Source organism: Solidesulfovibrio sp. C21 (assembly GCF_047785625.1).
GTDB lineage: Bacteria > Desulfobacterota > Desulfovibrionia > Desulfovibrionales > Desulfovibrionaceae > Solidesulfovibrio.
This window is the reverse complement of the sequence record NZ_JBLODY010000054.1, coordinates 1-18,933: the sequence shown is the minus strand read 5'-3', so window position 1 is coordinate 18,933 and position 18,933 is coordinate 1. Positions and strand designations below refer to the sequence as shown.

Genomic DNA, 18,933 nt, shown 5'->3' with positions numbered 1-18,933 from the left:
GGGGAGAACCCTTTCAAGGGTTCTCCCCTCCCGGCCAAGGCGTTGTCGGCCAATGGGAACGCCTGATCTCAGTGCGGCATCGCGTTCTTTGCCGCTCCCCCGTGACCAGCCCCCAGTTCAGGATACTTTCCTGGCAAATCACTCACTGCCACCAGAGGCGGCAGCCAATGAGCCATGGGCAGAGCCGGAGGGATACGCGTTATTATTATTCGCACGTCCCGTCCCGGCATCCTTCGAGAAGCTGTCTATTCAAAATGCGGATTTCGCCCTCACGCTGTTCGATCATACTTCGTTTAGACATCTTGGTGAGGGTTCGCGAAAGAGTTTCCGGGGTTACGCCTATGATTTTGGCAAATTCACGATGTGTGACTCCGAGGCGGATCGATTCACCCTGTGCGTGGGTGAGAAAGTACGCTGCAATGCGTGACGGTATTTGTTTTAGGGATAACGAATCGATCATCTCCATAGCTTCTTTGAGTCGTCGTGAAATGACCTTTAATAGAACTAGCAGCAGGGCCGGGTCCTCTTTGGACAGCCGTTCGAACTGCCGCGGCGCCAGGACAAGCACCCGGCTTGATTCCAGGGCGGCCAGATTGGCCGGATGTTTTCCGTCGGAAAAGACCGAGCACAGGCAAAACGGCTCCCCGGGCCCGAAAATGTAGATGATCTGCTCCTTGCCGTCCTCCGCGACCTTGAAAAGTTTCACCCGTCCGGAAAGAAGCACGTGGAATCCCGTCGAGGCGGTCCGTTCGCTGAAGTAGATGCCGCCCGCCGCAATGGACTCCACCGAGGCCTCGCGCGCGACGTGTTCCCGCTGGGCGGGGCTCAGCGTTGCGAAAAGCGCCATTCCCTCCAGTTCCCCGGCCGTGATTGTGGTACGGCCACGTCCTCCATCTTTTCCCATTTTTCCCCTCCGCGTTGATTGCGGTCAATGCCCGGCAGCCGCGCGTGGTGCATAGTGCGGTCAACAAGCAAGGAGGTCTCCAGCTATGAGATACGAAATCCTATGCCCGTATTGCCATGAAAATCAAACAGTTGTCCATCCAGGCGGCTATACGCCAATCTATGCCGAGTGTGCGTCTTGCGGCAAGCGGTTTGTCCTGGAGCCGGAGCGGCACGGCGTCGCCGTCTACAAAGTCGAAGATGCGCCGTGCTGCTCCGACCCGGATTGCCTTGAAACCGAGCTTGCCGCCTCGGAGAATGACTAGCAGCCATATGGCCGGAAAAAAGGCACTGTCCGTCTTTGTGTGGACGTAGACGAAAAAATCTTCACAGACCTAGCCGCCCGCCACAATGTTCCAGCATTCAACGTTGTACAGATTTCATGGAGGTGTCGCATGACGTATATCTTGCAGAAAATTTCCAAGAATCTCATTCTGGCCATCCCGGCCACCATGGTGTTGGGTTTTCTTTTCGGCCTGTCCGCCGACGTCCGCTGGCTGCGCGACCTGATCATCCCGTTCACCTTCCTCATGGTGTACCCCATGATGGTGACGCTCAAGGTGCGACAGGTCTTCCAGGGCGGCGACGTCAAGGCGCAGGCTCTCGCCCAGACCGTGAATTTCGCCGTCATCCCCTTCCTTGCCTGGGGCATCGGCCAGGTCTTTTTCGCGCAACGGCCGTTTATGGCGCTCGGCCTGTTGCTGGCCGGGCTTTTGCCCACCAGCGGCATGACCATTTCCTGGACCGGCTTTGCCAAGGGAAACGTCGCCGCCGCCGTGAAGATGACGGTTATCGGCCTTGTCGTGGGTTCGCTGGCCACGCCGCTTTATGTGCGGGCGCTGATGGGAACGGCCATTGAGGTCGATATGGCGGCGGTATTTCTGCAGATAGGCATTATCGTGTTTCTGCCCATGGCCCTGGGGTACGCGACCCAGCGCCTGCTCGTGCGCAAGTATGGCCAGGAGACGTTTCAGAAACGGTTCGGACCACGTTTTCCCCCGCTTTCCACCCTCGGGGTTCTTGGCATCGTGTTCGTGGCCCTGGCGCTCAAGGCCAGGACCATCATGCAGTCCCCGGAAGTGTTGCTGACCATCCTCGTCCCGCTCGTGCTGCTGTACGCCGTCAATTTCACCTTGAGCACCTTGGTGGGCAGGCGCTTTCTGGCTCGCGGCGACGCCATCGCCATGGTGTACGGTTCCGTGATGCGCAACCTCTCCATCGCGCTCGCCGTCGCCATGAACGCTTTCGGGGAGCAGGGGGCTGACGCCGCCCTCGTGGTGGCGGCGGCCTACATCATCCAGGTGCAGTCCGCAGCGTGGTATGTGCGTTTAACCGACCGGTTTTTCGGCGCGTCCGCCGGGAAGCCCGTGACCGCCTAACACATCAATCCGTATGGAGGAAGCCATGCTGCCGCAATACCGAAAAATATTGTATGCGACGGATTTGTCCGCAACGGCCCGCCAAGCGCTGCGCCACGTGGCGGCGTTCGAGGAACGTTTCGACGCTGCCGTGACCGTGTTGCATGTCCTCCCCGATCCGCTGGAGCTTTTCAGCGAACAGGCGGGCATGGATCTCGAGCAGGCCTTTGGCGAAGACGGCGCGCATTGGATTAACCAAGGCGAGTACGCCCGTGCGGGCAAGGCGATGCGACAGCGGCTGGAAGCGCTGGCCGCAGAGGACTTTTCTTCCGAGCGCTCCGCGCGCCATTTCGCCGAAGCTGAAGTCAAGATCGTCTGCGGCGACCCTGCGGAGCAAATTCTTCAGGAAGCCCAAAAAGGCGGATACGAGCTTGTCGTCATGGGGACGCACGGCCATGGCCGGCTGCTCGGCATGGTCCTTGGCAGCGTCGCCCAGCAGACGATCAGGAGCAGCAGGATTCCGGTTCTCGTGGTCCCATTGCCTGATGAATGATCGCGACGTAACGCGCGAAAATGGGCCTCTGTCCCATGCCGGCCAACGCCAAGCCAGGGTCAGCCCCGGGATCAGACGTTTTTGCCACCGGGGCAACAGCGCGCCGCAAGTCAGATACCCCCGACTTTGCCGGGGGTATCTGACTCTACTGCCAAAACAACGCCTGCCAAGCGTCCCAACTGAGCACACGTTGTGCGATAGTGTCATACCCGGCTGTCCCAGGATGATAACCGTCCCCGACGGCGTTTACGCTGTCAAAATACACGGGTTCGCGAGTTAACGCTCGGCACATCTCTAAATACGGGACGCACATTTCCTGAGAAATCTGAGCGAAAGCATCGGAAAGCTCTTCCACTCGCGCCAGATGGGCGGAGTAGAGTACGGGGGGTGGGCCTATGAACAGCACCGGAACTAAAGATGTGGCCTGCGCAAGAATAGCACGACAGGCTTCCAAAGACTGCGTCAGGGAAAGCTTTCGGCGACCATTTTCCATCTTGGCATCATTGACCCCAAATGAAAGTACAATTTTTGCCTCATGACGTGGCAGCAGACGCATCGGTAGTTCCCGATGCAGGCGAGCCTTGATATTGAGACTATTTTCCGAACAGACACCAAGATTATAGACGGTCAATGCCAGACCAGCCAATGGCGTGCTGGAGCAAAGACGTCCCACCCAGCCAAGATAGGCCGGGTCGCCAACGCCAAGCGTCAACGAATCGCCGACAAAAATGATACGCATACTGCTTTCTGTATGGGGCGCAAGGCATGTACTATGACAGATGCCACATGGCTCCAGGGGAAGGGATATTCGCTCTTAACAGAAGGCGATCATATTGTTTTTTTATCTGATCAATACGGAGATCAAAGATTTTCTCCCTGCACGCACTGTATATATCGAAAATTTTTTGTGCAATGCAATCAATATTTGATTCAAGCACAAAAAGTTCCTTGAATAAATTGTTTTCTTTAATAATCATCCAAAGCGATTCACGGATAGCTTTTTTAAGTAAATAAATAAAAGACGTAGCCTGGGATGGTGTAAAATCCTGTATTGCGCGTATCCGGACAATTTCGTCGAGCAGCGGTGCAATTCCCTTCATTTCCTGGACAGAATTCCCGCCTGCAAGGGCGTTCAGTATGCCGTGCATGCCAATTTCAAAATGGTACCGAACTGGGTTAGTAAATGGATCGTTATTGGTTTTCCATAATTGTGCTGTCAATTCAGAATATGTCGCCATAATCAAATCAAACCATTGATCGAATATGACTTTTTTCTCTTGTTGGAAATAGTCGATCAATGTCAGTGTGTTCTGCACATTTCCTCCTTTAGGAATGAAGTTTGACGTATAATGACGCCATGTTGCCAGTACATGCGAGGATGTCGGATTCGGAGAATCCGCTTCTGTTCAGCAAATGCGTGGCAGTTGTTCCCCTTCGAGCTTTCCAAGAAACCGACGTCCTCCAAGACCTGTTTTGAGCACCACTTTCCCAGGATGAGCGTCTGTGACCGCCCCGATACGAACGGCACCAGAACAGAGCGGATCTTCACGAAGTATGTCAAACGCGGCAGTGACCTTTGCTTCAGGGACGAAGCATAAAATTTCCCCCTTATTTGTGTGCCTTGTCTTTGACGATGATGGCGATTTTGCAAAGGTGTGTATTTTCATCACACATTATTTGCATATCTCCATAGCTTATAAAAAAGCAGATCACCTTTTTTTGTTGTGCATACCTTTTTGTCATGCAGGAGTTTGTCAATTAACTTTACGACTTCCGTGGGATGAAGGCTAAGTCCGGTCGCAATATCAGCAATGGTACAGGGGCGTCGTTCAAGAAGAGAAAGAACAGCCGTATTGTTTCCATCTGGAACAGGAGATATTACTTCATTATTTTGAATTGGTTCGCTGACAATATCAACTTCACCGGAGAAAAAAGACGCTATTTCCTCTAGGCGTTTGCGTGAGAGGCAGGTGGCATATGTTTCGGCTCCCGGGCGGAAAACACTATTGAGCTGCAATCTCGCTGGGTTGATTTGCCGAGTGAGCGCAGCGATGTTTTCGATCGCGCTTTCTGTGCTGTTGATTTCAGCGAGAAGCATTATTTCAAGCCAGACCTGACCGTGGAATTCCCGTACAAATGTTGTGATGCCATCGACCATCTTGGAAAACGAAATGGATCGGTGAGGGCGGTTGATCAGTTCAAAAACAACCTCGTCCCCCGCATCCAGTGATGGCAATACGATATCCGCATCCTGAAGATTCTGGCGTACTGTATGATCCCAAAGTAATGAACCGTTTGTAATGACAGCGAGAGGAATGTCGGTGATTCCTTTAAGTCTTGTAATTATCTCACCAAGGCCGCTATGTAGTGTTGGTTCTCCTGATCCGGCAAGCGTTATATAATCAGGCCTTACCGATTCAGCCAATCGTTCCTTGACAGATTTAATGATGTTTCCAATCGGGGCGTATTCTTTTCTGGCAACAGTCTTTCTTGTCGTCCGTCCGAGTTGGCAATATATGCAGTCATAGCTGCATGTTTTATACGGAACAAGATCAACCCCTAACGATCGGCCTAAGCGACGCGAGGGGACTGGCCCATAAACATAGGTTGTTTTGGCAGTGTTCATGTGCGTTTCTCTGGTTGCGGAAGGTGACAAATTAATCGGGGCGCTTTTTACTCAATAAGCGTGATTGCTTTTTGAGGACAAGAAAAGACACAAACCCCGCACTTGACGCAGTGTTCGGTGTCGATCACCGCTTTGCCGCCGGACAAGGAAATCGCACCCATGGGGCATGCGTCGACGCACGTTCCACAACCACTACACAATTCCTTGTTGACCATCGGTCTTTTCTTCCCTTGCCGTTTCTGATCGGCAACAGGGGCGTCCACCGCGGATCCGGTCTGCCCGTTGCTTTTCGATTCAAGGTAAGGTTGCCGGCCGGGGACGAAGTCCCGCGCGAAAGTGACGCCTCTGCGGCAGATTCCTCCCCCGGGCCGGGACCGGAGCCCAGTCCGGGATTGCATTCCCCGCCGTCCACCGCCGTGTTTGCCCTGTCCGCCATTCATAGCGCCCTCCAGTCGGGCAGGGACAACCCTGCGTCTGGCTTGGGCCGAAAGAAAGCCGGACCTCGTTGTGAGTGCTTGTTCAGACGTTCCACGAAAAATCTCCTTGCTTTGAAATTGCGGCCAGGACGTCAGCTTCATTGATGCCCTGGTCGTGGTTTTGCGCCATGCCTGAGGACGGTGTTGCTATGGCACGCTTAGTCATTGCATGTGTTCCCTGCAAAAAATTGTTCAGGACGGTATTCTCCTGGGAGGTGCGCCGTGCCTTTTACACAAGGGATACCGGCTTCGCGGGAGATGTGAGACAGCAAATCGTCTATGTTGTCACAATAACCGTTTCGGTTGACCCATTTCCCTTCTTCCTTGTGCGCAAACGTACATGTACACCAATGAAGAACTTCCGCGCCTTTTGATTTCAATATTTTTGCCAACGCGACAGAACGATCCCCGGGGCAGTGACAAGTCATGACGCCGACAAGTTCAGGATGGTCGATCCCCGCAAAACCTTGGGAACCACTGGCAAGGCAGGAAAGACAGCCGGTGGGGGCACGTCGTTTCATTCTTCTCGCAACGGATCAATCCAATTTTGGTCATGCCACACTCCTTGCGACAATCATCGATTGTCGATGCAATGCTCCAGGGTCATTGTTGGTGTTTGAAAATAGTCAGCCGCTTGACGCCTCGTATCTGTCTGTAATTTCCACCCTGGCTGACGCAGCGAAGTACCTTGTCTGGTTCAGAAACCACGGTGCCGCACAAGGCATCGACCCTGTGATCGAACAGCAACGGCGTGAACGGCACCGAATCTCCCAGCATGAGCACGAATGCGTCGGGCCGGCACAGGCGGATGAGCCCGTCAAACGTATGGTTGGTGATGGAGGTGCCGGTGATGGCAACGACATCGGCCTGTGGCAGGAACTCTTCAGCCTGTTCGGGGCCGAAATCGCCTTCATGGGGATTGTTTTCCAGAACCCAGAGGTTGGCGGCCTGTTGTCGGACCTTGGGAAGGAAGGGAAAATGGCCGATGACCGCCACGTTTTTTTCGGTCCCCTTTTCCAGGAGGATGTCTCCGGCATTGCGCTCCACCATGACGGACTCGTCCACGGGCAGGAGGGAATTGATGGTGGCCATGCCAATGGCCGCTTCCAGCAGGCTTTGCGAATGCACCAGGGAGACAAGTTCCTCGGCGGTTTTTTCCAGAAGGAAACCTGGTTCCGCCACAAGGGGCGGCTCTTGGCGCAAGGCATCCTTGGGCAACGTCGCGGCCAGCCCGCAACGCCGGGTGACCACTGCGGTATGAAATACGCCCTGGCGAATATCCATGACCGGACAATCGTAGTCGAGCACGCATGTGAGTTCTTCAAGCAATGTCATGAACGTTCCTTGTGCTTGTTTGTTCCCGGAAGGGGGGCAAAAGCTCAAAGGGCCTTGGCGCAAAACCGTTCCCAGCCCATGAGTGCCGCCGCGCCGGCGATGGTCGTGCCGTAAAAGATGATCGGGCGGTCATCGAGAAACGCGCCCACGGTATCGTTGGCCAGGGTGGACCCCGTAACCACGAGCAGATCGGCCCGAGCCAAGGCATCGTCCTTCCGGTCCGGCCCTAAAATTTCGGTGTTGTATTGGACCGTGCCGATGTTGTCCGGGTCGAGATCAAGCACTTTCAGGGCAAACCGTTCGCTCAGGGCCTGGATGATCTTGGGCTGGAATCCGACCTGCGTGATACGGACGTCGCCAAAACGTTCGCTGATGTAGCGGCTGAATTTCGCGGCGCATTCATTGGGTTCCTTGTCGCGGCAATGAATGGTGCGATCGCAAAGCCCCAGTCCCCGCACCGTGGCGTTGACCGAAGCCACGAACACCGCCCGGCGGAAGTTGTTTTCCAGCGGCATCGCGGCGACATCGGCCAATGTTCCGGAAAAATCCCCGAAGCGGTCGGTGAAGGCCTGTCCCTTGGCGCCCCGGAACTCGGCTTCCATAAGCCGTTCCTTGCCTTTTTGCAGGGGGAAATCCTCACCCTCGGGATCGCCTATGGCCTCATGAACGGTCAGCGTTCTGGCCTTCACCGCGATGGGTTCGCGAAGCAGGTCGTGTTCCTCCCACAAGGCCAGGGCCTTGCGCCGGACAAGTTCAAGCGTTCCAGGTTGCATGGCATCACTCCTTTGGTGTGTACAGGAAGGCAACATTCAATGTTCGAGTACAATACGCTTTCAGTCGTAAGCGGCCATGACATCCGCAGACTCATGCAGGAGGGTTTCGGCTGTCGCAGCCATGTTGTTGTCCGCCCAAAACGGTAGTTTCCGATGCGCGTTAAAATAATTGTGGGGGATGGGATGTGTCCCGACCACCACGGGAACTTTGTATTGGGATTCGATAAACGTCTTGAAATGCCTCAGATGGGGGCATGGCGGGTAGCCGACGACCAAGCCGGTGGCCAGATGGACAACCGTTGCGCCGTTTTTGATAAATTCCGCCGGAACATATTCTACGTTTCCCCCAGGGCAGCCGCCGCAGGAAGCGAAACCGACAATGGATACGCTTTGTTCCTCGGCGTAGCGGGCGAATTCGCCCCGGCGTTCCCGCAGAGCCCGAAAACATTTGCCGGCCCCACAATTTCCGTACCGGGCGCAAATGATGATACCGATGCTGACCATGTGTTTTTCCCTTTCGACGGAACTCCCGTCACCCGAAACGGGTGGCGGGAGTCTCGCGTCATGGCCGTACGCCATCAGCCCTGCGTGGTGGCCTCATCCATCCTGGCCAGACGTGCCTTGATGGCCGCCAGGGAGCTTTCCATGGCCGTGGCCTGCTGCCGCAGATATTGCCGTTCCATCTCCGGCGTGGCCGCGCCTGCGACGGGCCCGATCGGTGCGGCGCCCATGAAATTCGAACGCCAGGCACCTCCAAAGCCGCCTCGGCGGCCGAAACCGCCAAACCATCCCCGGCCAAAGCCGCCCTGGCCGAAGCCAAGCCGCTGTCCGCCCCAACCCGGGGCACTGGCAAACCCGGGCGTATTCGCCCCCGAGCAATAGCCCATAGAGCGTCCCGTCCCGGACCCCATTCCGTTAGGTCCTGTTCCATCACCGCGTGGCATGATGCATCTCCTTTCGGTTAAAGGGTTATTGCCTCGTCATGGCCGCCCCGCAGGCGGGGCAACGCATGGTGGTGCAGGCGACTCCGGGCGTATGCGGTGCTGTTTGGCCGCACTGCGGGCATACGCACAGGTCTGTCCCCGTTTGCATGGAGCCGGCATTGCCGGGCATACCGCCCGCGCGGCCGGCTTGCCCGAGGCCGCGGCCCTGGCCTTGGCCGCATCGGCCGCCACCCTGGCCGCCTTGTCCTTTGCCCTGACCCTGACCGCACCGGCCCTGGCCACCTCTTCCACTTTGCGTCGCACAACCTTGCCGCATAAAAATATCCTCCAGTTACAAGGGGATTTCCTTTGCTCGCGTCTGTTTTTCCCGCCACGAAGGCTCATCATGCCTCTTGCCCATCACAAGGCCCCGATTCGTTGTTGGTTGCATCGGCAGCCAGTCGTCCCGCCGCTTCCCCGACCGTTTCCTCCATGGACAAGGGCACGTGCTCAATGAAATCAAGGCCGGCCCGGGATACTGCGTTGAGAAATCCAGGATGGGGAGGACTGGCCAGCAGCGCATGGGCCCCGGCGTCGCGCAGGTTGCGCAGAAAGTGCATCACGGCACCCCTTCCGCGACCGGCCGGTCGGGTATTTTCCAGGTACTGGAAGGACATGTCCGCCAAATTCACCAACGTGAATCCAGCGGCCCGGTCGAAGCGGGGATCGACCAGGGAATCCAGCGTCGGCCCTTGGCTTGGCACGGCCACGACATACCCTCCGCCGACAGGCCTTGCCGCCCGAAGCCTTGCCGCATCCTGACCTTGCGCCACTTCATAATGCCCCCCCTCGATGCGAAGCGCCGCGCCGCCAACCAGGGCCCGAGCCACACGGGTTCTGGCTTCGGCCAGCACCCGGCCAAACGTATGCCGGGAAACCCCCATACCCACGGCGGCCGCCTCGGTGGTCAGACCTTCCATGTCGGCCAAGCGCAACGCCTCCAGGCCCTCTATGGAAAGCCGGATTTCCACGAGTTCGCACAGTGGAATGCCTTGCGGCTTAAAATAGGTAGCCTTGGGGATACCGGCCACCCACCGGCGCAGACGAGGACGTGGCATGCAGGACTCCTTTGTTTTGCTCAAAAGAGCAAATAATACCCAAAAGGACGGGGTCAAGGGGCCCTGCGTCTTTTTTTCTCATTTGAGCATAACAATGTCCGGTCCGCTTGCTCGCATCGGTTAGCCGCCAAGGGCCGACATCCCCCTCTTGCCACGATCCCCCTCGGCGGCCAACACCTCGAAGCCGAGCGGCTTATGGCGCAAGGCCATGGCGATGACACGCCGTATTGTTGGCAGACCGAGTCTCGGATTGCGTAGCAGCGGTCGCAGCCGATACGCACATCCGGCGAAAAGACAGGTCCGCAGAATGCCGGCAGGTCAAGGCGACGCCGAGGAAGTCACGAGGAGCGGCAGCGGCTTGCTGGTGAGGTGGCCTTTGTCGGCCGCCACTAACTGACTGTCCAATTTACCGCGACCACATCAGTACATAAAATACTTGACCGGCTATTTCGTGTTTGCTAGCCGATCCCATCTGCGTTTTGTAAGCCTGACGGCTTGGTGAGGGTGCATGTTGGAGATTGCGATAATCCGATAACCAAACCCCGTTTGATCCGGGCCTTTGGTTGTCAGCTTGTGCGAAAGGACGGCGGCATCGTTGATGCCCGCCGGTTTTGTACATTGGATTACCGCAGTGAGCATCTCCGACATGAACATTTCCAAGCGAGAGCAGAGGACCCTTCACGTTTTGGCCAAAGGCGGCTACATCGTGCATTATCGCGATGCGTTCGGCCGCATTGAAGCTGTCGAATGCCATACCCGCGATGGGCTCGTGCTTGCAGACTGCACGTTGGCTGTTTTTATAAGGCTCAAGAGCAAGCGGCTTATTGCTTCGAAAGCGGGCAGGCCGTACCGCATCAGCCTGGCGGGCCTCAAGGCCGTACGGTCCCAGCCGGATAACCGTTAACGCATCGGCGCGGACCCGAACGGCCCGTTTACGCGCCTCGTTTGGGTCCGCGCCGCCTTGGAAGACTCCCCATGGCCATGCAAAAAAGGCAGAATTCCAGTCTCGTTTATTCCACCGACGCGGGCAAGATGTGTCCCGGCTGCGGCAGGCCCGTGGCGGCCTGCGCCTGCGCCGGGAAGCAACGCGCGCCCCAAGGCGACGGCATTGTGCGCATATCCCGGCAGACCAAGGGCCGCAAAGGCAAGGGCGTGTCCTGCGTGACCGGCGTCCCTTTGCCGCCGGAGGCGCTCGAAGCCTTGGCCAAACAACTCAAACAGCGTTGCGGGGCAGGCGGGACCGTCAAGGACGGCGTCATCGAAATCCAGGGCGACCACCGTGACGCCCTGGCCCTTGCACTCAAAGAACTCGGCTATACCGTAAAGCTTGCCGGCGGATAACAGCCTGTTGCGTTTTCGCGGCGCAAGGGGGCGGGGGCGGTTGTCCCGGCCCTTGCACCGCGCGGCGGCGCGGGGCTTTGGGCGTTGTTGGCCGACGGCCAGGGCGTGTTGCGGCCGCGCCGGCGTCCGCGGCAATTGCGACGGGCGTCGAATCGGCCTTGACAAACCACCCGAAAGGGTCCTTAAACGATCGTTCAGTAATCACTTGTTCACATGACGAGGTGTCATGCCCGCTCCGAATGTGCGTGAAAAGATTCTTGTCGTTGCGTCCCAGCTTTTCGCTTCCGAGGGATACAGCGCGGTGTCCATGCGCCGCATCGCCACGACGGTCGGTATGACGCAGGCTAATTTGTATTATTATTTCAAGGATAAAGAAGAACTTATCCGGTCCGTCCTGGCCTTTGTGTTCATCGGCAGGAGCCATTCCCTGGCGGTGGCCCTGGCCAGTGGCGCCAATGCGGAAGAGCGCCTGGAACATGCCATCTCATGGTTTGTGGCGCTTCTTTTCGAGGATGGTGTTCTGTCGAAGCTCTTTTTCAGGGAATTGCTGACGGACGACAAGGACCGATTGAAGTTTTTGACGCAAAATATATTTCAAGAATCATTTGATACAATCATAAGGATTATAGATGATTATATCGACACGCCAGATCCGAGACTGGCAGCGATTTATTTGACCAGTACTGTTATCGGATATTGTCAGTATTCCGCTATTGCTATACATTTAAATGGGGTAACGTCGGAATATTTCGAACAAAAAACTGTTGCCAAGCATATTATGGATCAGGTTCGTCGATTTTCCAAAACAGCTTCTTTGCTGTAATAGTATTTTAAAACCGCATCATTTTTCATGATACAACAGGCACTTTTATAAAAATGTTGTTACTATTATAATCAGACGAGTGTGTTCGCCGGATAGACTCTGCCCAGCCATTGCCGAACGGGTATCCCGGATGCTTGTCAGCATCGCCGGGCAAGGTTGGAGATAAATAACGTGCGTTCCCGTTACGACTTATGAAGTAGCACAGTCGGAGGTCCCTGATGCAGCGCCTTGGAAGTTTCTCTTCATACAAAATGACGCTCGTGGCGTGTGTTTCTCTTTTCCTGCTTGTCGGTTGCAGCAACGACAAGGCGGCCATGCCGCAGCAGCGCCCCATGCCCGCCGTGTCCACCGTGACGCTGGCGCCGCACGAGGTTTCGCTCTCCACGGAACTGTCGGGGCGCACCTCCGCCTTCCGGGTGGCCGAGATCCGGCCGCGCGTGAACGGGCTCATCGAAAAGCGCCTGTTTACGGAGGGCAGCAACGTCAAGGAAGGGCAGGTCCTCTACCAGATCGACCCCGCCCCCTTCCAGGCCGAGCTCGACAACGCCCAGGCCGCCCTGGCCGAGGCCAAGGCCAAGCTGCCGACAACGCAGTTGCGGGCCGAGCGTTACAAGTCCCTGGTGGCCAACAGTGCGCTCAGCCAGCAGGACTACGACGACGCGGCCTCCAAACTCGACCAGGTGAGGGCCAGCATCACCTCCCTGGAGGCCCGGGTGCAAACGGCCCGCATCAATCTGGGCTACACCAAGGTTACCGCGCCCATTTCCGGCCGCATCGGGAAATCGAGCGTGACCGACGGGGCCATCGTCACCGCCTACCAGTCCACCGCCCTGGCCACCATCCAGCAGTTGGACCCCCTTTACGTGGATGTCCCCCAATCCACGGCCGAGATGCTGCGCATGAAGGCCCGGTTCAAGAACGGCCTCATCAACCCGAAGGCCAATGACCATAAAAAGGTGCGGCTCATCCTGGAGAACGGAGCGCCGTATCCCTTGGATGGCACGCTGCAATTCAGCGACGTGACGGTTGACCCCACCACCGGCTCGGTCATCCTGCGCCTGATCTTCCCCAATCCCAAGGGCGAGATCCTGCCGGGCATGTTCGTGCGGGCGATGATCACCGAAGGCGTCAATCCCAAGGCCATCCTCGTTCCCCAGCAAGGGGTGTCCCGGGACGCCAAGGGGCAGCCCTATGCCCTGATCGTCGGCAAGGAAAACAAGGTCGAACTGCGGATGCTGACCCTGGATCGGGCCATCGGCAGCGACTGGCTCGTGGCCAAGGGCCTTGTCCCGGGCGACAGGGTGATCGTCGAGGGCTTGCAGATGTTGCGCCCGGGAACCGTGGTCAATGCCACGGAGCTTGACCAGAAGCCCAAGGGGGACTCCCCGGCAGCCAAGGCCGATGCCAAACCTGCGAAAAAGGATGCGGGGGGCAAGTAATGCTCTCGAAATTTTTTCTGGACCGACCCGTCTTTGCCTGGGTCATCGCCATCATCCTGCTTTCCCTGGGCGGGCTTGCCATCTACAGCATGCCCATCGCCCAGTATCCGCCCATCGCGCCGCCGTCGATTTCGATCACGGCCTATTACCCCGGCGCGTCGGCCGAGACGGTGGAAAATACCGTCACCCAGATCATCGAACAGAAGATGACCGGCCTCGACGGCATGTTGTATTTGAGCGGCTCCAGCTCGTCCTCGGGCCAGGCCCGGTTGGAGATGACCTTCAAGCCGGGCACCGATCCGGACATCGCCTGGTCCAAGGTGCAAAACAAGCTGCAGCTCGCCATGGCCAGCCTGCCCGAAACGGTGCAGCAGTCGGGGGTCACGGTCAGCAAGTCCACCCGCAACTACCTGATCGTCGTCGGACTCATCTCCGAGGACGGCAGCATGAGCGGCGAGGATCTGCGCGACTATGCCCAGTCCACCTTGGAAAAGGTGCTTTCCCGTGTGCCCGGGGTCGGCGAGGTGGAAAACTTCGGTACCCAGTACGCCATGCGCGTCTGGCTCGACCCGGACAAGCTCCACAGCTTCAACCTGACCATGGGGGACGTCATCAAGGCGCTGAAGGCCTACAACGTCGAGGTCTCCGCCGGCCAGTTCGGCGGCGCGCCGGCCGTGCCGGGCCAGCACCTCAATTCCCCCATCATCGTGCAGCACCTGCTCCAGACGCCCCAGCAGTTCGCCGACATCCCGCTGCGGATCAACCAGGACGGCTCCATGGTGCGCATCAAGGATGTGGGCCGCACGGAACTGGGCTCCGAGCGCTCCGACGTGGTGGCCTATCACAACGGCAAGCCCTCGGCGGCCATGGCCATCCGACAGGCGTCCGGGGCCAACGCCCTGACCACGGCCCAGGCCATCAAAGACAAGATGGAGGAGATGAGCCGTTATTTCCCCCACGGCATGAAGGTGGTCTATCCGTACGACACCACGCCGTTTACCAGGGTGGCCATCCACGAGGTGGTCAAGACGCTGTTCGAGGCGGTGGGGCTCGTGTTCCTGATCATGTTCCTTTTCATGGGCAACATCCGGGCCACGCTCATCCCGACCATCGCCGTGCCGGTGGTGCTCATGGGCACTTTGGCGGTGCTCAACTTCTTCGGCTACTCCATCAACATGCTGACCATGTTCGCCATGGTGCTGGCCATCGGCCTGCTCGTCGACGACGCCATCGTGGTGGTGGAAAACGTGGAGCGCATCATGTCCGAGGAGGGGCTCTCCCCCCGGGAGGCCACGGCCAAGTCCATGGACGAGATCACCAGCGCCCTGATCGGCATCGGTCTGGTGCTGTCGGCGGTCTTTGGCCCCATGGCCTTTTTCCAGGGCTCCACCGGCGTGCTCTACCGCCAGTTTTCCATCACCATCATCGCCTCCATGCTGCTGTCGGTGGTGGTGGCCTTGATTTTGACCCCGGTTTTATGCGCGACGTTTTTAAAACCCGTCCCCAAAGGTCATGAACCGTCGGAAAACGTGGTTTTTTTTCTGCGCCCCTTTTTCCGCGGATTCGATCGTATCTTCTTTGCAGTCCGGGCCGCCTATGTCGGCCTGGTGGGCCATTCCTTTGCCAAGGCCTCGCGCTACCTCATCCTGTACTGCGGCATCGTGGTCCTGGTCGGCTATTTGTTCCACCGCATGCCCACTTCGTACATTCCGGATGAGGACCAGGGCATCCTGACGGTCCAGGCCACGCTGCCGCCGGGCACCAACACTTTGGAGCAGACCCAGGCTGTCATGCACAAGGTCAGGAGCTATTTCCTGGAGCAGGAGAAGGACGCCGTGGAATCCTTCATGGACATCTCCGGCGTCAGTTTCGGCGGCCAGGGCCAGAACATGGCCCTCGGGTTCGTCAAGCTCAAGGATTGGGACAAGCGCCCGGGAGACAACCTCAAGGTCAAGGCCATCGCCGCCCGGGCCATGCGGGCGTTTTCCCAGATCAAGGAAGCGCAGGTCTATGCCTTCCCGCCGCCGCCGGTGGTGGAGCTCGGCATGGCCTCCGGTTTCGACTTCGAATTGCAGGACCACGGCGGACTGGGCCATGACAAGCTCATGGCCGCGCGCAACCAGCTTCTGGGCATGGCCCGGCACGACCCGCGCCTGGTCAGGGTCCGGCCGAACGGCATGGAGGACGTGCCGGAATATTACCTGGACGTGGATTGGGACAAGGCCGGGGCGCTGGGCGTCCCCATCGACTCCATCCACACGACCATTGCCGCGGCCTTCGGCAGTTCCTACGTCAACAACTTCATCCAGGGCGGCCGGGTCAAGCAGGTCTACGTCCAGGCCGACGCGCCGTTTCGCATGCTGCCGAAAGACTTGAACAAGCTCTACGTGCGCAACAACGCCGGCAAGATGGTCCCGGTCTCCGCCTTCGCCACGGGACGCTGGACCATCGGCTCGCCCAAGCTCGAACGCTACAATGCCTTCCCGTCCATCAACCTCTGGGGCGAGCCGGCCCCCGGGCACAGCACCGGCGAGGCCATGGCCCTCATGGAGTCCTTCGCCTCCAAGCTGCCCCAGGGCATCGGCTTCGACTGGACCGGACTGTCCTATCAGGAACGCATGGCCACGGCCCAGGGGCCCATTCTCTACGCTTTTTCCATCTTCGTGATCTTCCTGTGCGTGGCCGCCCTCTACGAGAGCTGGACCATCCCCATCGTCAACATGCTCATGCTGCCGCTTGGCGTCCTCGGCGCCATCGTGGCCACGTCGTGGCGGGGCTTTCCCAACGACGTGTATTTCCAGATCGGCTTTCTCACCACCCTGGGCCTGTCCACCAAAAACGCCATCCTCATCATCCAGTTCATCAAGGAACGCATGGGGCACGGCGAGGGGCTTGTCGAAGCGACCCTGGGCGCGGTCAAGATCCGGTTCCGGCCGGTGATGATGACCTCTCTGGCTTTCTTCTTCGGCGTCCTGCCTCTGGCGTTGGCCAACGGGGCCGGGGCCGGGGCCATGAACGCCATCGGCACCGCCGTTTGCGGCGGCATGCTCTCGGCCACCTTCATCGACCTCATCTTCATTCCACTGTTCTTCGTGGTCGTTTCCAACCTCTTCGCGGGCAGGAAAACCACGTCGACAAGCAGTGAGACGTGATCGCGCCACCAGAGGACGCGACAAAAGGCCGGGAGGACATGGTCCTCCCGGCCTTTTGTTTTGGCGGGGGATGGAGTGTCTGCGGGGGAGGGGGGGGCATGCTCCGGACAAAGGGCCCGTCCGGGCTTTGGCAAGAATCTCCCGTTGGTTGGCACCATGGCGGTTCGCTGCCTGCCGCTTTGACGGACCCTTTGTCGGAAGCATGGCCGGAAAGCCGGCCATTGCGGTGGCCGGCGGATTCCGGGCGTTGAGCCGCCGGAATCCGCCGGGAAGGAGGCTTTTACAGCGCGCCGGTGTAAATGGCGGCCACGTCCTTATCCGTGGCGCAACGCGGATTGGTGAACTTGCAGATGTCCTTCTGGGCATTGGCGGTCATGGTCGGAATGTCGCCCGCCTTGACGTCCTTGCCGTAGCGCTTGCCAAGCTCGACCAGGGTGGCCGGGATGCCGACGTCGGCCGACAGCTGGCGGATGGCCTTGAGGCACAGTTCAGCCGCGTCGCGCGGGGACATGCCATCCGTGTTCTCGCCCATGATGCGCGCCATCTCGGCGAACTTCTCGACCTTGGCGATCAGGTTGAACTGTTCGACATGGGGCAAAAGCAGCGCGTTGCATTCGCCGTGGGGCAGGTTGTAGAAGCCGCCCAGCTGGTGGGCCATGGCGTGGACGTAGCCGAGGCTCGCGTTGTTGAAGGCCATGCCGCCGAGGTACTGGGCGAAGCACATGCCTTCGCGGGCTTCCAGGTCCTGGCCGTTGGCCACGGCCTTGCGCAGGTACTTGAAGACCAGCTTGATCGACTCCACGGCACAGGCGTCGGTCATGGGGTTGGCGATGGTGGAGACGTAGGCTTCCACCGAGTGGGTCAGGGCGTCCATGCCCGTGGCGGCGGTCAGCGCCGGGGGCATGCCCACCATGAGCACCGGGTCGTCGATGGCGATGCCGGCGGTGATGCGCCAGTCGGCGATGGCCATCTTCACGTGGCGCGAGGTGTCGGTGATGACCGCGAACCGGGTCATTTCCGAACCCGTGCCGGCGGTGGTGTTGACGGCCAGGTAGGGCATCAGCGGTTTGGTGGCCTTGTCGATGCCTTCGTAGTCGTGGATCTTGCCGCCGTTGGAGATGAGAAGCCCAATGCCCTTGCCGCAGTCGTGGGACGAGCCGCCGCCCAGGGTGATGAGGCTGTCGCAGCCGTTTTTCTTGTAGATCGCCACGCCGTCGGCGACGTTTTTATCCGTGGGGTTGGGCACGGTCTCGTCATAGATGACGTAGGGCATGGAGGCGGCGTCGAGAAGATCGGTCACCTGTTTGCAAATGCCGGCGGCCACGACGCCCTTGTCCGTGACCAGAAGCGGCTTGCTGCCGCCGAGCGCCTTGATCTTATCGGGAATCTGCTTGGCTGCGCCAATGCCGATCAACGTCACGCTGGGGATGAAGAAACCGTAAACTTGTTCCTGAACTGCCATGACGTCCTCCGAAGTTGGTGGTTTTGTTTGTCGTTGCTGCAGGGCCGCGTTCACGTCCGGTTGTGATGACCCCTTTTTCCGGAGGCGAAGCGTTTGTATAGGGCTGTCACGTTCCGGCGGCACCGTCGCTTTCCGGTCGCGATGCATAGCGTTTACCCCTCCGCTTAAGCCGCAACGAAGAGTGCATCGCAGCGAAAAGCCGCGTCTGGCGTGTGCGCGACATCCTTCCCTTCAGTCTCGATTCATGAGCAAAAGGCGGACCATCCTTGCCTGCGGCTTGGCCTGTCAACTTATATATGTAAATTCAAATGGATGCGTTTTTGAGAATGGCGATGGGGAAGGAAACCATGTCCGGAAACTGGACATGTCAGCTTGACATGTTTTTAGGCTGAACACCGGGGTGGACAACCGGGGACGTGGCCGGAAGACGGGAGCAGCGGATGCTGATCCCGGAGGGCTGGCGGGTGGGCTGGCTGGCTGACTGGTGGCTTGAAATCACGGCGCAATCACGTATAAGGGAGCGACCTTTTCCGGCGCTTCGCCGCCGCGCGACATCCGGGCCATATACCACAAGCGGCCCATCCTCAAGGACCGACAAGGAGACGCACATGC

The 18,933-nt window shown here is 58.5% G+C and carries 20 protein-coding genes; 8 read left to right on the top strand and 12 right to left on the bottom strand.

Annotated elements, in window-relative coordinates:
• Window positions 1-205: 205 nt before the first annotated feature.
• On the bottom strand, window positions 206-904 hold the full coding sequence (locus ACMZ6R_RS14820) for a Crp/Fnr family transcriptional regulator (RefSeq protein ID WP_416112810.1): 699 nt from the start codon (window positions 902-904) through the stop codon (window positions 206-208).
• A gap of 85 nt (window positions 905-989) precedes the next feature.
• Between ACMZ6R_RS14820 and ACMZ6R_RS14815 the strand changes: the two genes are divergently transcribed.
• From ACMZ6R_RS14815 to ACMZ6R_RS14805, 3 genes are all read left to right on the top strand, one after another.
• Window positions 990-1,208 carry a hypothetical protein gene (locus ACMZ6R_RS14815; RefSeq protein WP_416112808.1) on the top strand — a complete coding sequence of 73 codons (219 nt, stop codon included), beginning with the start codon at window positions 990-992 and terminating at the stop codon, window positions 1,206-1,208.
• A gap of 129 nt (window positions 1,209-1,337) precedes the next feature.
• A complete protein-coding gene (locus ACMZ6R_RS14810) occupies window positions 1,338-2,321 on the top strand; it encodes an arsenic resistance protein (RefSeq protein ID WP_416112806.1) in 984 nt (327 codons plus the stop codon).
• 25 nt (window positions 2,322-2,346) lie between these two features.
• Window positions 2,347-2,853 (top strand): universal stress protein, encoded by a 507-nt coding sequence (locus ACMZ6R_RS14805; RefSeq protein WP_416112804.1) that lies wholly within the window; start codon window positions 2,347-2,349, stop codon window positions 2,851-2,853.
• A 145-nt stretch (window positions 2,854-2,998) separates the two neighbouring features.
• Here the strand turns inward: ACMZ6R_RS14805 and ACMZ6R_RS14800 are convergent, their stop codons facing one another.
• From ACMZ6R_RS14800 to ACMZ6R_RS14755, 10 genes are all read right to left on the bottom strand, one after another.
• Complete coding sequence (locus tag ACMZ6R_RS14800) at window positions 2,999-3,592, bottom strand: GDSL-type esterase/lipase family protein (protein ID WP_416112802.1); 594 nt, start codon at window positions 3,590-3,592, stop codon at window positions 2,999-3,001.
• Window positions 3,593-3,623: 31 nt separating this feature from the next.
• Window positions 3,624-4,169 (bottom strand): RsbRD N-terminal domain-containing protein, encoded by a 546-nt coding sequence (locus tag ACMZ6R_RS14795; RefSeq protein ID WP_416112800.1) that lies wholly within the window; start codon window positions 4,167-4,169, stop codon window positions 3,624-3,626.
• Between the two features lie 350 nt (window positions 4,170-4,519).
• Window positions 4,520-5,479 (bottom strand): radical SAM protein, encoded by a 960-nt coding sequence (locus tag ACMZ6R_RS14790; RefSeq protein ID WP_416112798.1) that lies wholly within the window; start codon window positions 5,477-5,479, stop codon window positions 4,520-4,522.
• Between the two features lie 47 nt (window positions 5,480-5,526).
• The gene (locus ACMZ6R_RS14785; protein ID WP_416112828.1) at window positions 5,527-5,877 is read right to left on the bottom strand and encodes a 4Fe-4S binding protein; all 351 of its coding nucleotides are present in this window, start codon (window positions 5,875-5,877) and stop codon (window positions 5,527-5,529) included.
• Window positions 5,878-6,113: 236 nt separating this feature from the next.
• The gene (locus tag ACMZ6R_RS14780; RefSeq protein ID WP_416112796.1) at window positions 6,114-6,476 is read right to left on the bottom strand and encodes a CGGC domain-containing protein; all 363 of its coding nucleotides are present in this window, start codon (window positions 6,474-6,476) and stop codon (window positions 6,114-6,116) included.
• 82 nt (window positions 6,477-6,558) lie between these two features.
• The gene (locus ACMZ6R_RS14775; RefSeq protein WP_416112794.1) at window positions 6,559-7,290 is read right to left on the bottom strand and encodes a Rossmann-like domain-containing protein; all 732 of its coding nucleotides are present in this window, start codon (window positions 7,288-7,290) and stop codon (window positions 6,559-6,561) included.
• Between the two features lie 44 nt (window positions 7,291-7,334).
• On the bottom strand, window positions 7,335-8,063 hold the full coding sequence (locus ACMZ6R_RS14770) for a Rossmann-like domain-containing protein (protein WP_416112792.1): 729 nt from the start codon (window positions 8,061-8,063) through the stop codon (window positions 7,335-7,337).
• A 60-nt stretch (window positions 8,064-8,123) separates the two neighbouring features.
• A complete protein-coding gene (locus ACMZ6R_RS14765) occupies window positions 8,124-8,567 on the bottom strand; it encodes a CGGC domain-containing protein (protein ID WP_416112790.1) in 444 nt (147 codons plus the stop codon).
• 74 nt (window positions 8,568-8,641) lie between these two features.
• Window positions 8,642-9,007, bottom strand: a complete 366-nt coding sequence (locus tag ACMZ6R_RS14760) for a DUF5320 domain-containing protein (RefSeq protein WP_416112788.1) — start codon at window positions 9,005-9,007, stop codon at window positions 8,642-8,644.
• A 383-nt stretch (window positions 9,008-9,390) separates the two neighbouring features.
• The gene (locus ACMZ6R_RS14755; RefSeq protein ID WP_416112786.1) at window positions 9,391-10,104 is read right to left on the bottom strand and encodes a DUF134 domain-containing protein; all 714 of its coding nucleotides are present in this window, start codon (window positions 10,102-10,104) and stop codon (window positions 9,391-9,393) included.
• Window positions 10,105-10,750: 646 nt separating this feature from the next.
• Here ACMZ6R_RS14755 and ACMZ6R_RS14750 point away from each other — a divergent pair.
• The 5 genes from ACMZ6R_RS14750 (at window position 10,751) to ACMZ6R_RS14730 (ending at window position 16,859) form a co-directional block, all read left to right on the top strand.
• Window positions 10,751-11,008: a YjhX family toxin gene (locus tag ACMZ6R_RS14750; protein ID WP_420884219.1), complete on the top strand. Its 258-nt coding sequence runs from the start codon at window positions 10,751-10,753 to the stop codon at window positions 11,006-11,008.
• Window positions 11,009-11,079: 71 nt separating this feature from the next.
• Entirely contained in the window at window positions 11,080-11,445 is a 366-nt protein-coding gene (locus ACMZ6R_RS14745) for a translation initiation factor Sui1 (protein ID WP_416112782.1), read from the top strand.
• 226 nt (window positions 11,446-11,671) lie between these two features.
• Window positions 11,672-12,268: a TetR/AcrR family transcriptional regulator gene (locus ACMZ6R_RS14740; protein ID WP_416112780.1), complete on the top strand. Its 597-nt coding sequence runs from the start codon at window positions 11,672-11,674 to the stop codon at window positions 12,266-12,268.
• A gap of 218 nt (window positions 12,269-12,486) precedes the next feature.
• Window positions 12,487-13,707 carry an efflux RND transporter periplasmic adaptor subunit gene (locus ACMZ6R_RS14735; RefSeq protein WP_416112778.1) on the top strand — a complete coding sequence of 407 codons (1,221 nt, stop codon included), beginning with the start codon at window positions 12,487-12,489 and terminating at the stop codon, window positions 13,705-13,707.
• Window positions 13,707-16,859 carry an efflux RND transporter permease subunit gene (locus tag ACMZ6R_RS14730; protein ID WP_416112776.1) on the top strand — a complete coding sequence of 1,051 codons (3,153 nt, stop codon included), beginning with the start codon at window positions 13,707-13,709 and terminating at the stop codon, window positions 16,857-16,859. Before ACMZ6R_RS14735 ends, ACMZ6R_RS14730 begins: the two co-directional genes overlap by 1 nt.
• 280 nt (window positions 16,860-17,139) lie before the next feature.
• On the opposite strand, the gene ACMZ6R_RS14725 is transcribed toward ACMZ6R_RS14730, so the two are convergent.
• Window positions 17,140-18,321 (bottom strand): iron-containing alcohol dehydrogenase, encoded by a 1,182-nt coding sequence (locus ACMZ6R_RS14725; RefSeq protein ID WP_416112774.1) that lies wholly within the window; start codon window positions 18,319-18,321, stop codon window positions 17,140-17,142.
• Between the last annotated feature and the right edge of the window lie 612 nt (window positions 18,322-18,933).